At 70.7% G+C, this 13,980-nt stretch carries 14 protein-coding genes; 4 read left to right on the top strand and 10 right to left on the bottom strand.

Going from position 1 to position 13,980, the window contains the following annotated elements:
- Window positions 1-44 precede the first annotated feature (44 nt).
- From ACZ6I1_RS17910 to ACZ6I1_RS17880, 7 genes are all read right to left on the bottom strand, one after another.
- Window positions 45-809, bottom strand: coding sequence for an alpha/beta fold hydrolase (locus ACZ6I1_RS17910; protein WP_469288162.1), 765 nt, complete (start codon window positions 807-809; stop codon window positions 45-47).
- A gap of 94 nt (window positions 810-903) precedes the next feature.
- Entirely contained in the window at window positions 904-1,434 is a 531-nt protein-coding gene (locus ACZ6I1_RS17905) for a hypothetical protein (RefSeq protein WP_469288160.1), read from the bottom strand.
- Between the two features lie 217 nt (window positions 1,435-1,651).
- Window positions 1,652-2,419, bottom strand: coding sequence for a succinate dehydrogenase iron-sulfur subunit (locus ACZ6I1_RS17900; RefSeq protein WP_469288158.1), 768 nt, complete (start codon window positions 2,417-2,419; stop codon window positions 1,652-1,654).
- Window positions 2,419-4,173, bottom strand: coding sequence for a succinate dehydrogenase flavoprotein subunit (gene sdhA / locus ACZ6I1_RS17895; protein WP_469288156.1), 1,755 nt, complete (start codon window positions 4,171-4,173; stop codon window positions 2,419-2,421). The genes ACZ6I1_RS17900 and sdhA overlap by 1 nt, the downstream gene beginning before the upstream one ends.
- A gap of 23 nt (window positions 4,174-4,196) precedes the next feature.
- Window positions 4,197-4,679 carry a succinate dehydrogenase hydrophobic membrane anchor subunit gene (locus ACZ6I1_RS17890; RefSeq protein WP_030663932.1) on the bottom strand — a complete coding sequence of 161 codons (483 nt, stop codon included), beginning with the start codon at window positions 4,677-4,679 and terminating at the stop codon, window positions 4,197-4,199.
- Between the two features lie 5 nt (window positions 4,680-4,684).
- Entirely contained in the window at window positions 4,685-5,065 is a 381-nt protein-coding gene (gene sdhC / locus ACZ6I1_RS17885) for a succinate dehydrogenase, cytochrome b556 subunit (RefSeq protein ID WP_469288153.1), read from the bottom strand.
- Between the two features lie 152 nt (window positions 5,066-5,217).
- The gene (locus tag ACZ6I1_RS17880) at window positions 5,218-5,823 is read right to left on the bottom strand and encodes a 2-oxo-4-hydroxy-4-carboxy-5-ureidoimidazoline decarboxylase (RefSeq protein ID WP_469288152.1); all 606 of its coding nucleotides are present in this window, start codon (window positions 5,821-5,823) and stop codon (window positions 5,218-5,220) included.
- A 358-nt stretch (window positions 5,824-6,181) separates the two neighbouring features.
- On the opposite strand from ACZ6I1_RS17880, the gene ACZ6I1_RS17875 reads away from it, so the two are divergent.
- A complete protein-coding gene (locus tag ACZ6I1_RS17875) occupies window positions 6,182-6,946 on the top strand; it encodes an RNA polymerase sigma factor (protein ID WP_469288309.1) in 765 nt (254 codons plus the stop codon).
- Window positions 6,946-8,052, top strand: a complete 1,107-nt coding sequence (locus ACZ6I1_RS17870) for a hypothetical protein (RefSeq protein WP_469288150.1) — start codon at window positions 6,946-6,948, stop codon at window positions 8,050-8,052. The genes ACZ6I1_RS17875 and ACZ6I1_RS17870 overlap by 1 nt, the downstream gene beginning before the upstream one ends.
- Before the next feature lie 174 nt (window positions 8,053-8,226).
- Here the strand turns inward: ACZ6I1_RS17870 and ACZ6I1_RS17865 are convergent, their stop codons facing one another.
- Window positions 8,227-9,093: a L,D-transpeptidase family protein gene (locus ACZ6I1_RS17865; RefSeq protein ID WP_469288149.1), complete on the bottom strand. Its 867-nt coding sequence runs from the start codon at window positions 9,091-9,093 to the stop codon at window positions 8,227-8,229.
- A 172-nt stretch (window positions 9,094-9,265) separates the two neighbouring features.
- Here ACZ6I1_RS17865 and ACZ6I1_RS17860 point away from each other — a divergent pair, with 172 nt between their 5' ends.
- Both ACZ6I1_RS17860 and leuE read left to right on the top strand, forming a co-directional pair.
- Window positions 9,266-10,849 carry an acyl-CoA mutase large subunit family protein gene (locus tag ACZ6I1_RS17860; protein ID WP_469288147.1) on the top strand — a complete coding sequence of 528 codons (1,584 nt, stop codon included), beginning with the start codon at window positions 9,266-9,268 and terminating at the stop codon, window positions 10,847-10,849.
- A 44-nt stretch (window positions 10,850-10,893) separates the two neighbouring features.
- Window positions 10,894-11,544: a leucine efflux protein LeuE gene (gene leuE / locus ACZ6I1_RS17855; protein ID WP_469288146.1), complete on the top strand. Its 651-nt coding sequence runs from the start codon at window positions 10,894-10,896 to the stop codon at window positions 11,542-11,544.
- A gap of 20 nt (window positions 11,545-11,564) precedes the next feature.
- Here leuE and ACZ6I1_RS17850 read toward each other — a convergent pair whose 3' ends face one another.
- Window positions 11,565-12,899 carry a polysialyltransferase family glycosyltransferase gene (locus ACZ6I1_RS17850; RefSeq protein ID WP_469288144.1) on the bottom strand — a complete coding sequence of 445 codons (1,335 nt, stop codon included), beginning with the start codon at window positions 12,897-12,899 and terminating at the stop codon, window positions 11,565-11,567.
- Window positions 12,899-13,882 (bottom strand): glycosyltransferase family 2 protein, encoded by a 984-nt coding sequence (locus ACZ6I1_RS17845; protein ID WP_469288142.1) that lies wholly within the window; start codon window positions 13,880-13,882, stop codon window positions 12,899-12,901. The genes ACZ6I1_RS17850 and ACZ6I1_RS17845 overlap by 1 nt, the downstream gene beginning before the upstream one ends.
- Between the last annotated feature and the right edge of the window lie 98 nt (window positions 13,883-13,980).

Raw genomic sequence — 13,980 nt, 5'->3', positions numbered from 1 at the left:
TCATCGTAGGCCGGTGGCACGCGCGCGTCCCGCAAGCGGTCCGGTCACCGGACCGGGTGGAGGAAGTCCAGCAGGAGGTCCGTGATCGCGGCCGGGCGTTCCAGCGAGGGCAGGTGGCCCGCCCAGGGGAGTTCCAGGTGGCGGGCGCCCGGGACGAGGTCCGGGAGTCCGGCGGCGACGTCGCGGTAGTCGGGGACGTCGTGGGCGCCGCCTACGGCGAGGGTCGGGGCGCTGACGGCGGCGAGGTCGACGTCCGGTGCGGGGAGTTCGTGGTCGCCGGCGGGGAGCAGGGAGTTCTGGAAGTTCCGCAGCTGCATGTCCCGTACGAGGGCGTGCGCGGCCTCGTCGGCGTCCGGGCCGAGCCAGGTACGGGCGTTCAGCTCGGCCGCGCCCGCCAGGTCGCCGGCCTCCAGCAAGGCGTCCTCGGCGGCGCCGAACGCCTTCACCTCGGGGCTCCCGGGCCGGTACCCCGGGCGGCCCGCGCACAGCAGGGCCAGGCGGGTCACCCGCTCCGGGTGCAGCGCGGCGACCGTCAGGGCGACCTGCCCGCCGTACGAGGCCCCCACGAGCGCGGCGCGCTCGATGCCGAGCCGGTCCATCAGGGCGACGACGTCGCCGTGGTCGCTGTACGGCTCCTGCGCGGCGGGGGAGTCCCCGCAGGTCCGGAAGTCGAGCCGGACCACCCGGAACCCGGCTTCGCCGAGCGGCCCGTACTGCGGCTCCCACATGCGCCGGTCACAGACGGAAGAGTGCAGCAGCACCACGGCGGGCCCGTCCACGGGCCCGGACACCTCAAAGGAAACGTTCATCCCCGGATCTTCGCGGTCCCCGGCCCCACCCGCCACTGTGTTTCGGTGGGGCCGGGGCCGTGACGGGGGTGGCCGGGTCAGGGGTGTCGTCCCGTCACATGCTCAGAGAGCGGGCGAAGTTGATCTGCCCCATCACCCGCTGGTACGCCATCGCGTCCGTGGCCGGGATCATCGTGGAGTGGTGGCGGCCGGCGCTGGTGACCGTGATCTGGATGTAGCCGGTGGTCTTCTTCTCCTTCATCAGGAGGAACAGCAGGCCGAGCAGGCAGAACAGGAAGAAGATGACGGCCAGGATGATCGCGTGGGTCGGGATCTTCTCCTCGGTGCGCGAGAAGTCCGTCGCGTTCCACATCGCGCCCCGCAGCGGCATCGTGCCCGACGGGGTGATGATCTGGTCGCCGGCGATGCTGATGTCGCCGAGGGAGAAGCCGGCGCCGCCCGGGGCGGCGGCCGGGTAGGCGGGGGTCGGCATGCCGGCGCCCACGGTCGGCTGGTAGGCAGGGGCAGGGGCAGGGGCCGGGGCCGCCGGATAGGGGTAGCCGTAACCGGCCTCGCCCGGGCCCCACTTGTAGTCACCGCTCTGGTGGGGGTCGCTCGCGTAGGGATTCGGCTGCTGCTCGCTCATGCGGCCGATCCTTCCATAGCGGCCCGCTGTCCCGTACCCCCGGTCAGAGAGCTGCTTCGACCATTTCCACGATCCGCGTGAGGCCCGCCGCCATCGTCCAGCGGTTGCCGGGCATCCCGGAGCCGGACCCCACCCGGCCCCGACCCGGCCCCGAGTACGCCTGAGGCCCGCGCCCCGTAGAAGACGGGGTGCGGGCCTCAGGATCGGGCGAGGAGGATCAGAAGCGGCGCGTGATCAGCGCGCGCTTGACTTCCTGGATCGCCTTCGTGACCTCGATGCCGCGCGGGCACGCGTCGGTGCAGTTGAACGTCGTGCGGCAGCGCCACACGCCGTCCTTGTCGTTCAGGATCTCCAGCCGCTGCTCGCCGGCCTCGTCGCGCGAGTCGAAGATGAAGCGGTGCGCGTTGACGATCGCCGCCGGACCGAAGTACTGGCCGTCGTTCCAGAACACCGGGCACGAGGACGTGCACGCGGCGCACAGGATGCACTTGGTCGTGTCGTCGAAGCGCTCGCGGTCCTCGGCCGACTGCAGACGCTCACGCGTCGGCTCGTTGCCCTTGGTGACCAGGAACGGCATGACGTCGCGGTACGCCTGGAAGAAGGGCTCCATGTCGACCACGAGGTCCTTCATCACCGTGAGGCCCTTGATGGCCTCGATGGTGATCGGCTTCTCCGGGTTGATGTCCTTGATCAGCGTCTTGCAGGCGAGCCTGTTCTTGCCGTTGATCCGCATCGCGTCGGAGCCGCAGATGCCGTGCGCGCACGAGCGGCGGAAGGTCAGCGTGCCGTCGAGGTCCCACTTGATCTTGTGGAGACCGTCGAGCACGCGCTCCTTCGGGTCGATCTCGATCTGGAAGTCCTGCCACTGCGCCTCGTCCGAGATCTCGGGGTTGTAGCGGCGGATCCGGAAGGTGACCGTGATGTACGGCGAGGCCGCGGCCGCGGCCTCCATCTTGTCCGTCTTGGACAGGGTGGGGGTGGCCATCAGTACTTACGCTCCATCGGCTGGTAGCGGGTGACGACGACGGGCTTGTAGTCCAGCCGGACGGAGTCCTTGCCGTCGTCGCCGACCTCGCGGTACGCCATGGTGTGGCGCATGAAGTTGACGTCGTCGCGGTTCGGGTAGTCCTCGCGGTAGTGACCGCCGCGGGACTCCTTGCGCGCCAGCGCGGACACGGCCATGACCTCGGCCAGGTCGAGCAGGTTGCCCAGCTCGATGGCCTCCAGCAGGTCCGTGTTGAAGCGCTTGCCCTTGTCCTGGACGGACACGTTCTTGTAGCGCTCGCGCAGCTCGGCGATCTTCTCGACCGCCGTCTTGATGGTCTGCTCCGTACGGAACACCATCACGCACGCGTCCATCGTCTCCTGGAGCTCCAGACGCAGGTCGGCGACCCGCTCGTTGCCCGTGGAGTTGCGCAGCTGCTCGACCAGGTCGACGACCTGCTGGGCCGGGTTCTCCGGCAGCTCGACGTAGTCGTTCTTCGCCGAGTACTCCGCCGCCGCGATGCCGGACCGCTTGCCGAACACGTTGATGTCCAGCAGCGAGTTGGTGCCCAGGCGGTTCGCGCCGTGCACCGACACGCACGCGACCTCGCCCGCCGCGTACAGGCCGGGGACGACGGTGGTGTTGTCCGCCAGGACCTCACCCTCGACGTTGGTCGGGATGCCGCCCATGGCGTAGTGCGCGGTGGGCTGGATCGGGATCGGGTCCGTGTACGGCTCGATGCCCAGGTAGGTGCGCGCGAACTCGGTGATGTCCGGGAGCTTCGCGTCGAGCTGCTCCGGCGGCAGGTGCGTCAGGTCCAGGTACACGTGGTCACCGGCCGGACCGCAGCCGCGGCCCTCGCGGATCTCGGTGTAGATGGAGCGCGAGACGACGTCACGGGACGCGAGGTCCTTCATGACCGGCGCGTACTTCTCCATGAAGCGCTCGCCGTCCTTGTTGCGGAGGATGCCGCCCTCACCGCGGGCGCCCTCCGTCAGCAGGATGCCCATGCGCCAGATGCCCGTCGGGTGGAACTGGAAGAACTCCATGTCCTCCAGCGGCAGGCCGCGGCGGTAGCAGGCCGCCTGGCCGTCACCCGTGAGGGTGTGCGCGTTGGAGGTCACCTTGAAGAACTTGCCGGTGCCGCCGGAGGCGTAGATGACGGCCTTGGCCTGGAACACGTGGATCTCGCCGGTGGCGAGCTCGTACGCGACCACACCGGCCGACTTCTTGACGCCGTCCTCCTCGACCAGGAGCTGGTCCAGGACGTAGAACTCGTTGAAGAACTCCACGCCCTCCTTGACGCAGTTCTGGTACAGCGTCTGGAGGATCATGTGGCCGGTGCGGTCCGCGGCGTAGCAGGACCGGCGGACCGGGGCCTCGCCGTGGTTGCGGGAGTGGCCGCCGAAGCGGCGCTGGTCGATGGTGCCGTCCGGGGTGCGGTTGAACGGCAGGCCCATCTTCTCCAGGTCGAGGACCGCGTCGATGGCCTCCTTCGCCAGGATCTCGGCGGCGTCCTGGTCGACCAGGTAGTCACCGCCCTTGACCGTGTCGAAGGTGTGCCACTCCCAGTTGTCCTCTTCCACGTTGGCCAGCGCGGCGGCCATGCCGCCCTGCGCGGCGCCCGTGTGGGAGCGGGTGGGGTAGAGCTTCGTCAGCACGGCGGTGCGGCTGCGCTTCGTCGCCTCGATGGCGGCGCGCATGCCCGCGCCGCCGGCGCCGACGATGACGGTGTCGTACTTGTGGATCTTCATAGTCGGTTGCCTCAGCCCCGTGCCTAGCGGATGTTCGGGTCGAAGGTGAAGATCACCAGCGTGCCCAGAAGGATGGTGAACACCGTGGCGGTGTAGAGCAGGCCCTTCAGCCACAGCCGCGTGTTGGCGCGCTCCGCGTAGTCGTTGATGACGGTACGCAGACCGTTGGCGCCGTGCAGCATGGCCAGCCACAGCATCAGCAGGTCCCAGACCTGCCAGAACGGGGAAGCCCACCGGCCGGCCACGAAGGCGAAGCCGATCTTGGAGACGCCGCCGTCGAGCACCAGCTGGATCAGCAGGTGGCCGATGACGAGGACGACGAGCACGATGCCCGAGAGGCGCATGAAGAGCCACGCGACCATCTCGAAGTTGCCGCGGGTCGAGCGCGGGGTCTTGCCCGTGCGCTTGCGCGGTGCCTCGATGTACGGCGCCGGGTTGTCGACGTCGTAGAGACTCACGCCTTCGACGTCACCGATGACCTTGGCGGAAGAAGTGTCAGAAGACATGCGTGTCACTTCCCGAACAGTTCAAGGTAGGCGTGGCTGAGGACGGGGTACACGGCCCCGATCATCAGCGCGATCCAGATAGCCATGACGTACCAGAGCATCTGCTTCTGGTAGCGCGGACCCTTGGACCAGAAGTCCACTGCGATGACACGGAGACCGTTGAGCGCGTGGAAGAGGATTGCGGCGACGAGGCCGTACTCCAGCAGCGCGACGATCGGCGTCTTGTAGGTAGCCACCACGTCGTCGTACGCCTCGGGGGAGACGCGGACGAGTGCGGTGTCGAGGACGTGTACGAACAGGAAGAAGAAAATGAGGACGCCGGTGACTCGATGAGCCACCCAGGACCACATTCCTTCCCGGCCGCGGTACAACGTTCCAGCCGGCACGGAAAACCCTCCGGAAGCGGGGCGGGGGCCAGCCGGCTTCTTTGTCGGTCGGGCCCGGCCGGGTACGGTCCTCCGGCCCCGGACATCGTAGCGACGCTTTGTCGGTTCCTTCGCGCGGGGGCCATCGGTGTGATCAAACAGGCTCGGACGGACTATCCGACAGGGGCGAATAGCCCCATTTCCGCCCCGGTCGGGCCCTCCGCGGACGTCAGCCACTGTGTCAGGTCGCACAGCCGGGCCTGCGCGAGGCGGCGAAGCTCATCGGCGGAGATGGAGCGCTCCTCGTCCACGTCGTGCCCCATCCGGCGGCGGATCGCGCCCAGCAGCTGGTCGGCCTGCTCCTCCGGTGTGCGCCCTTCGAGGCAGATGACGAAGGCGTGGCCGAACTTGCGTTCGTACTCCGCGTGGCCCGCGTCGAGGGCCAGTACGGCGGCGTACGGGGCCCCGTGCTCCAGTTCCGCCGAGCACTCGGCGGCCAGCGCCTCGGCCAGGTCCGCCTGAGAGAGGTCGTACGAAGCCTCGTCCGCGGCGGCGAGCAAGGACTCGGAATCGGGGTACGGGCGGTGTGCGGCGACCCGGTGGGCCCAGCGCCTGCTGCCGCAGCACTGCATCAGGACCGCTTCGGCGACCTCGGGGGACAGCGTGTTGAACCGCGCCAGCCCGGAGTCGTGCGAGGGGCCGGAGTCTCCGCGGGCCTGTGCCGGAAGGTGGCTGGACAGCGGGGGGCTCCTCGGGGCGTGGCGCGGGTGTCCTGCCACGCTAGCGACGCGGGGCGGGGTGTGTCGTACGCATTCGGGGAATTCACCCGGAAGTGAGCCGAAAGGATGACGGGAGGCACCATGGATACGCACCGAAGAGGGGCCGGGAGTCGGAGACTCTCCGAGAAGGGGAGGGCGGCCGAGGCCGCCACCCCCCACAGGAGAGGCCCCGGCCACCATCCGTCACGGGCTCGTGCGACAAGCCCGTACCCCTGTCAGCGCCTCGAGTGCGTTTTGTGTCACACCTCGCTCCGCGCAGGAATGGTTGCTCGTTGTACAACTCGTGGACGAAGGTGCGGGAAAGCCGTAACGTGCTGATTTGCGCCAGACGTACAGGACAGTGAACGGGTTGGGGACTTTGCTGGGGGACGACGCGGAGCTGACCGCCGCGGTGCTCGCGGCACAGGACGGTGAAGAGAACGCGTTCCGTGCTGTGTACCGCGCCGTGCACCCACGCCTGCTCGGATACGTACGCACGCTCGTCGGTGACGGCGACGCGGAGGACGTGACCTCGGAGGCCTGGCTGCAGATCGCCCGCGACCTCGCCTCCTTCACCGGCGACGCCGACCGCTTCCGCGGCTGGGCCGCGCGCATCGCCCGCAACCGGGCGCTCGACCACATCCGCATGCGCGGCCGCCGCCCCGCCATCGGCGGCGACGACACCGAGCTCACGAGCTGGGCCGCCGACTGCGACACCGCGGGCGCCGCGATGGAGTCCCTGTCCACCGGCAGCGCCATGGCGCTCATCGCCCAGCTGCCGCAGGACCAGGCGGAGGCCGTCGTCCTGCGCGTCGTGGTCGGCCTGGACGCCAAGAGCGCGGCCGAGACCCTCGGCAAGCGGCCCGGCGCCGTACGCACCGCCGCGCACCGGGGTCTGAAGAAGCTCGCCGAACTGCTCGGTCCGGAGGCCGCGGAGGGCGGCTTCGAGCCGGAGTCGGACCGCGAAGGGGACCGCGGCTCGGACCCGGGTGCGCGCGTCGGCCATAATGCCGGTGGCCAGGCACGGGGCGGCAGGGGCGGGAGGGATCTCGACGCCGTACCCGCGCAGCGCGGCCACGGCGGGGGACTCGTAGAACAAACCGGTGTGACGCATTCACGTTGGCGGACGCAGAAGGACATGTGATGGCCGACGAGCGCGACAGGTGGCTGGACAGTGCCGCCGCGGACAGACTGCTGCGCGGCGAACCGGTGGAACCCGTGGGACCGGCCGCAGATCCGCGGGTCCAGCGCGAAGCCGCCCGGCTGCGGGCCGCCCTCGACAGCCTCGCCCCGGCGGCTCCGGCCGCCGGCGAACTGCCCGGTGAAGCAGCGGCCGTGGCCGCCTTCCGCGCGGCGCACCGCGCGCCCTCGTCCTCGCCCTCCGTGGCTTCGGCCTCCGCGCCTTCCTCTTCCTCCGTGCCCGCGTCCACCGCGTCCACCGCGTCCACCGCGTCCACCGCGTTCGCCTCCTCCGCGACGACGGCCCGCTCCGGCGAACCCCTGGTCGCCCTCGGCCACACCACCCGCCTGCGGGTGCCCGCGCCCCGCCGCGCCCGGCCGGTGCGGTTCGGCCTCGCGGCGGCCCTGGCGAGCGTCGCGGTCGGCGGTCTCGCCGCGGCGGCCGGCGCCGGTCTGCTGGACCAGCCCCGGCGCGACACCGCGGGGCCGGGACCGGCGATGTCCGTCAGCGCCAACGGGGAACCGACGCCCGGCGGCAGCGGCCGCTCGACGCTCGACCCGCAGCTGCGGCCCACCCCGCTGCCGCACGGCACCGGTCCGACGGCCTCCGCGGGCACCTCCGTGCCGCCGGGCGCGGACGGGTACACGGTGTCCGGCGGCGGCATCCTCGGCGGGACCTCGTCCGGCGGCTCCGCCACCGGCGGCGCGGACAAGGGCACCAAGGACGGCGGCACCGAGGACGGCACGTTCCGGGTGGACGGCACCCCCGACGGCTCCGGCGACGGGACCACCAGCCGGGACCGCGACCGCGACCGGGAGAACCAGCGCCGGGCCGTGGACCTCTGCGAGGACTACCGGGCCGGGCACCTCAACGACGACCGGCGCGAGCGGCTGTCCCGCCTGGCGCAGGGCGTGGCGCGGATCCCGTACTACTGCGAGGCGCTGCTCGACGGCGTCGTCCACGACGACGGGCGCCTGAACAGCCCGAGCGCACCGGCGGACGGCGGTACGAGTGACGGGATCTTCAGGACCCCGGGCGCCGCTCCGGGCCCGGTCTCGTCCCGCCTGTAACACTTTTCGAATCCGCGGCGCAGTACACAACGAGCCGACTGGTCATCGGCCGCGCATGAGCCGGGGTTCCCCCCGTACCCCTGGGCTCTGCGCAACCGGCGCGGGCGGGGCACGTTCCCCCGGCCCTGCCCGCGCCTCTCATCTTCAGACCGCGTCGCCCGTGCCGCTCCGGGCTCACCAGTAGACGACGACCTTGTCGCCGACGTTCACCTGGCCGAAGATCTCCGCCAGCTTGCCCTTGTCCCGGACGTTCACACAGCCGTGCGAGGCGCCGGCGTAGCCGCGGGCCGCGAAGTCGGCCGAGTAGTGCACGGCCTGGCCGCCGCTGAAGAACATCGAGTACGGCATGGCCGTGTGGTAGAGCGTGGAGGTCCACTCCTTCTCCTTGCGGTCCACCTTGAAGACGCCCTCGCGGGTCGGGGTGTTCTCCGAGCCGAAGCGGACGTCCAGGGTGGAGATGATCTTGCCGTCGATCATCCAGGCGAGGGTGCGGCTCTCCTTGCTGATGCACATGACCCGGCCCTCCATGCAGCGCGGGTCGGGCGCGTCCGCCTCGTTGACCGTCGGCGGGTTCAGCTCGGCGGCGGTGGGCTTCTTCGTGGAGCTCTGGATCTTCTTCCAGGTGGCCTCATCGACCGAACCGGTGGCGTTCAGCCCGTTCTTCGCCTGGAAGGCCTTCACGGCCGCGGTGGTCTTCGTCCCGTAGAAGCCGGTGGGCGCGACCGACATCAGCTTGAGCTGCTTCAGGCGGGCCTGGAGCTCGCGCACCTGGTCGCTGTCGTCGCCGTTGGCCATGATCTGCTTCACCGTCGGCGAAGGAGAGGCGGACTTGGAGGCCGAGGCGGAGGCCGACGCGGAGGGCGAGGCCGGCTTGTTGTCGGTGGACGGGGAGGCTTCGGGGGAGGTGCCCGCCGTGGGCGAAGCGGAGGCCGGGGAAGGGGAGCCCGCGGACTCCGACTTCTCCGGTCCGCAGGCGGTCGCGGCGAGCGCGACGGCGGTGGCCACCCCGAGCGTGCGGAATATGACTCTCTGGCGGTGCATTAGCAGTCCCCCGATTTCTACGTCGTGTATCTAGGTGATGCCTCGCACGCGTGGAGAGTTGCGCTGGGCTCCCGGATGTTGCGCCATTGTGACCAGCAGCCGTCCGCAGCCTTGCGAAGCGGGACGGTTCTACCAGTCCCGGGCCCGGTTGCTCTACGGAGGACTTCGTCACATGGCACGTACCGAGAGCGGAATTCCGATCGAACCGGTCTACGGGCCCCGCGACCTGACGGGGTGGATCCCCCGTGTCGAGCTGGGGGAGCCGGGGGATTTCCCCTACACCAGGGGGATTTATCCGACCATGTACACCGGTCGGCCATGGACCATGCGCCAGTACGCCGGCTTCGGCACGGCCGCCGAGTCCAACGCCCGGTACCGGCAGCTCATCGAGGGCGGCGGGACCGGGCTGTCCGTCGCCTTCGACCTGCCGACCCAGATGGGCCACGACTCCGACGCGCCCCTGGCCCACGGCGAGGTGGGCAAGGTCGGGGTGGCCGTCGACTCCCTCGACGACATGCGGGCGCTGTTCGACGGGATCCCCCTGGACCGGGTCTCCACCTCCATGACCATCAACGCGCCCGCCGCGCTGCTCCTGCTGCTCTACCAACTGGTCGCGGAGGAACAGGGCATCTCGGGCGCACAGCTGACCGGCACGATCCAGAACGACGTGCTGAAGGAGTACATCGCCCGGGGCACGTACATCTTCCCGCCCGGGCCCTCGCTGCGGCTCACGGCCGACACCTTCCGCTACTGCCGCGCCGAGATCCCCAAGTGGAACACCATCTCCATCTCCGGCTACCACATGGCCGAAGCGGGGGCCTCGCCCGCCCAGGAGGTGGCCTTCACCCTCGCGGACGGCATCGCGTACGTCCGTACGGCGCTCGAGGCGGGGATGGCGGTCGACGAGTTCGCGCCCCGGCTCTCCTTCTTCTTCGTCTCCCGCACCACGCTGCTCGAGGAGGTCGCGAAGTTCCGCGCGGCCCGGCGGATCTGGGCCCGGGTCATGCGCGAGGAGTTCGGCGCGCGGGACCCGAAGTCGCTGATGCTGCGCTTCCACACCCAGACGGCCGGGGTCCAGCTGACGGCACAGCAGCCGGAGCTGAATCTCGTACGGGTGGCCGTGCAGGCGCTGGCCGCCGTACTGGGCGGCACGCAGTCGCTGCACACCAACTCCTTCGACGAGGCGATCGCCCTGCCCACGGAGAAGTCGGCCCGCCTCGCCCTGCGCACCCAGCAGGTCCTGGCGTACGAGACGGACGTGCCGCACACCGTGGACCCCTTCGCCGGGTCCTACGCGGTGGAGCGGATGACCGGCGACCTGGAGGCGGCCGCCCTCGAGCTGATGGCGCAGGTCGAGGCCCGGGGCGGGGCGGTCGCGGCGATCGAGGCCGGCTTCCAGAAGGCGGAGATCGAGCGGAACGCCTACCGCATCGCGCGGGAGACCGAAGAGGGGGAGCGGGTGGTGGTCGGGGTCAACCGCTTCGCGCTGGAGCAGGAGGAGCCGTACGAACCGCTCCGCGTGGACCCGCAGATCGAGGCGCGGCAGTGCGCCGCGCTGGCGCGGCTGCGGGCGGAGCGGGACGGGGAGGCGGTGCGGTCGGCGCTGGCGCGGCTGCGGGAGGCGGCCGCGGGGACGGCGGAGAACGTGCTCTACCCCATGAAGGAGGCGCTGCGGGCGCGGGCCACGGTGGGGGAGGTCTGCGGGGCGCTGCGGGAGGTGTGGGGGACGTACGCCCCGGCCGATTCCACGTGGTGAAATCCAGGTCCTGACAGGTGTGTCCTTATGGGACACTCCTGCCCATGCTGGGTGTGACAGATCTTCCTACTTATCTCGCCGGCCTGGTGCTGATCGTTCTGCTGCCGGGGCCGAACTCGCTCTACGTGCTGTCCGTCGCCGCCCGCCGCGGGGTGAAGGAGGGCTACAAGGCCGCCTCCGGGGTGTTCACCGGCGACACCGTGCTGATGGTGCTGACCGCGGCGGGCGCGGGGGCGCTGCTCCAGGCGAGCCCGCTGCTGTTCACCCTGGTGAAGTTCCTCGGCGCCGGCTACCTGGCGTGGCTGGCCGTCGGGATGATGCGGGCCGCCTGGGGGATGTGGCGGACCCGCAGGGCCCGGCAGGAGGAGCTGCTCACCGGCGAGGAGCCGGCCGGCGGGATGGAGCGGCCGTACCGGCGGGCGCTGGTGGTGAGCCTGTTCAACCCGAAGGCGATCCTGTTCCTGCTGTCCTTCTTCGTGCAGTTCGTGGACCCCGGCTACGCCTACCCGGCCCTGTCGTTCCTGCTGCTGGGCGCACTGTCCCAGCTGGCGAGCTTCCTGTACCTGTCGACGCTGATCTTCACCGGGACCCGGCTGTCCGCCGCGTTCCGCCGCCGCAAGCGGCTGTCGGCCGGGGCCACCTCGGCGGCGGGCGTGCTGTTCCTGGGGTTCGCGGCGAAGCTGGCCGTCAGCTGAGACACCTCAGCTGAGACCCCTCAGTTGAGAACGCGGCGCAGCCGCCGGGCCATGCGCCGCACCGTCCGGCTGCGGGGCAGGAAGGACAGCTGGGCGGGGATGCCGCCCGGCAGGCCCAGTGCCGTCAGCCGGCGGCGGGTGAAGTACCGCCAGGTGCGGTCGGTCAGGTGCCTCGACAGGTAGGCCTCGGCCATCGGCCGGCGCGCGGCGAGGATCTGCGGCTGCATGGTGAAGCCGACGGCCGTCAGGAGCCCGGCGGGCTCGGCCCGGACCCGCTCGGGCGTCGGGGGAGTCCAGGCGCGTACGGCGTCCCGGTCCGCCAGGTCGGGGAGCAGGGCGTCCACGAGGGCGAGCGGGACGCGGTTGCTGTTGGGGTACGGGGTCAGGCGGGCCAGTATGGCGTCGGTGCCGGTCCGCGCCACCGGCAGTCCGTACAGCGTCGCGGCGGTCAGCAGACCGGTGGAGAAGCAGCCGACGACCAGCGCCGGGCGCAGCCGCTGGTAGAGGGTCTCGGCCAGGAACGGCGTGTCGATCACGGTTATGCGGGCGCCGAGCCGCTCGGCCTCCTGCTCCGCGCGGCGGGAGTAGGCCGCCGGGGCGCTGGGGTGCGGTTTGAAGACCAGCTCGGTGTGGCCCAGGGCGTGCGCGCCGCGGACCATCGAGACGTGGAGCTCCTCCTCCTGCTCCGGGGTCATGAGGTCGAGCGCCGAAAGGTACTGGCCGAGCAGGAGGGCGGGGGACTCGCCGATGCCGTCCGGGGCGGTGTCCGGCGCGGGCAGTTCCGCCAGCACCTTCAGGAAGGCCTCCGAGGGCACCACTTCGACCCGCACGCCGAACTCCGACAGGAGCAGCGGCTCCAGTCCGGGTACGAGGTCCAGGTGCAGGACGCGCCGCACGCGCATCCCCAGCTGCGGGTCGAGGCGGATGCGGGTGGGGCCGTAGCTCATCAGCCCGTCGGCGTACACGTCGACGGCGGCGCCCGGGAAGACCCGGCACAGTGCCTGGGCGGGCGGCACCTGGAGGGACTCCACGATCAGTTCGACGCGTTCCCCGCCCAGGTCCCACAGGGCGCGCAGCTGCCGCTCCCACAGCGGGACGTCCTCCGCGCGCGGGGTCCAGGTGCTCGGGTGCTGCGGTTCGATGACGCGGTTCCAGTCGAGCACCTCGTCGAAGCGCGGGCGCAGGGCCTCGAAGCCCGGCATGTCGGCGACCCCGGGGCTGACCTCGGCGGTGACGGCGTGGTTGCTGGTCAGCAGGATCCGGCGGCCGGAGGGCGGGAAGACGCCCGCGTCGATGCCGGCGGCGAGGGTGGCGGCTCCGTAGAGGGTGGAGGCCAGGAAGATCTGGACGGGCATCAGGCGTTCGCCCCCGCGGCGGTCGTACGGCGGCGGCCGCGCACGCGGCGCAGCAGCGTGGAGCGCTCCGCGTCCATCGAGTCCAGGACCAGGTCCAGCACGTCCTGGGGCATGCGGGCCAACGCTGCCGTGCTCATGGAGCGGAGTTTTCTGGCCACATCCGGTTCGAACCTCTCGATGGATCCGAAATGGTGCGCGATAATCGCGCAATATGTTCGGACGGCTTTCGGGAGCAGTAGCTCCGATTCTACGTCGGCTGCCGTATCCGAGAGCACTTGATCAAATGCGCGAATGAAATCGAGCTGTCGTTCGTCGCCGATTTGCGTCAAGGACGTGGCGACCCCGCGCCGGTAGAAGATTCCGGGCATTCCGACCGCGGCGAAGGATTTCGCCTCCCGGTGCAGCCGCCAGATCCACGGCCGGTCCTCCGCCGTCCGCAGACCGTCGGTGAAGTGCAGCAGCCCGCGGTCCAGCAGCCGCCGGTGGTACATCCCGGCCCAGGCGTACGGATAGTCCACCGAGGTGGCCCGGTCGGCGGGCAGGATCGCGGTGCGCGGATCGGCGACGACCGACTGCGGGCCGTACGGGACGCGCTGCACGCTGCGCGTCCTGCCGGTGCACTTCACATGGTCGGTGCGGACGAAATCGCAGTTCAGGGCCTCGATGGCGGCCAGGGTCCGGGCCAGGTGGCCGGGGGCCAGCCAGTCGTCCCCGTCCAGGAAGGCCACGTACTCGCCGTTCGCCGCGTCCAGACCGGTGTTCCGGGCGGTGGCCAGGCCGCCGTTGCTCCCGTGTCTGAGGTGCACCGCCCCCGGCAGCTGGCGCGCCGCCCGCTCCAGCAGGCCGGGCGTCCCGTCCGTCGAGCAGTCGTCGACGAGCAGGAACTCGAAATCGTCCCGGGCGTTGAGTTCGAGACTCTTCAGGGCGTCTGGTGCATATGTCTGGACGTTGTAGAACGGCACGACAACAGAGAGCTTGGGCACCCGTGAGACATTAGGACGCCGTCCGGCATTCACCGTGACCCCGACACGGATTCCATGTGAACGGCGTGCGGCGGGCGCGTTAACCCGCGCGCTTTCGC

It is taken from the genome of Streptomyces sp. NPDC046303 (assembly GCF_055588085.1).
The sequence above is the reverse complement of the archived record's forward strand: the minus strand, read 5'-3'. Positions and strand labels throughout refer to the sequence as shown.

Coding starts and splice junctions, on each gene's coding strand:
- sdhA (WP_469288156.1), bottom strand. CDS start 4,173: ATGAAGATCCACAAGTACGACACCGTCATCGTCGGCGCCGGCGGCGCG.
- ACZ6I1_RS17865 (WP_469288149.1), bottom strand. CDS start 9,093: ATGCACCGCCAGAGAGTCATATTCCGCACGCTCGGGGTGGCCACCGCC.
- ACZ6I1_RS17850 (WP_469288144.1), bottom strand. CDS start 12,899: ATGCCCGTCCAGATCTTCCTGGCCTCCACCCTCTACGGAGCCGCCACC.
- ACZ6I1_RS17890 (WP_030663932.1), bottom strand. CDS start 4,679: ATGTCTTCTGACACTTCTTCCGCCAAGGTCATCGGTGACGTCGAAGGC.
- leuE (WP_469288146.1), top strand. CDS start 10,894: ATGCTGGGTGTGACAGATCTTCCTACTTATCTCGCCGGCCTGGTGCTG.
- ACZ6I1_RS17900 (WP_469288158.1), bottom strand. CDS start 2,419: ATGGCCACCCCCACCCTGTCCAAGACGGACAAGATGGAGGCCGCGGCC.
- ACZ6I1_RS17860 (WP_469288147.1), top strand. CDS start 9,266: ATGGCACGTACCGAGAGCGGAATTCCGATCGAACCGGTCTACGGGCCC.
- ACZ6I1_RS17905 (WP_469288160.1), bottom strand. CDS start 1,434: ATGAGCGAGCAGCAGCCGAATCCCTACGCGAGCGACCCCCACCAGAGC.
- ACZ6I1_RS17910 (WP_469288162.1), bottom strand. CDS start 809: ATGAACGTTTCCTTTGAGGTGTCCGGGCCCGTGGACGGGCCCGCCGTG.
- ACZ6I1_RS17870 (WP_469288150.1), top strand. CDS start 6,946: ATGGCCGACGAGCGCGACAGGTGGCTGGACAGTGCCGCCGCGGACAGA.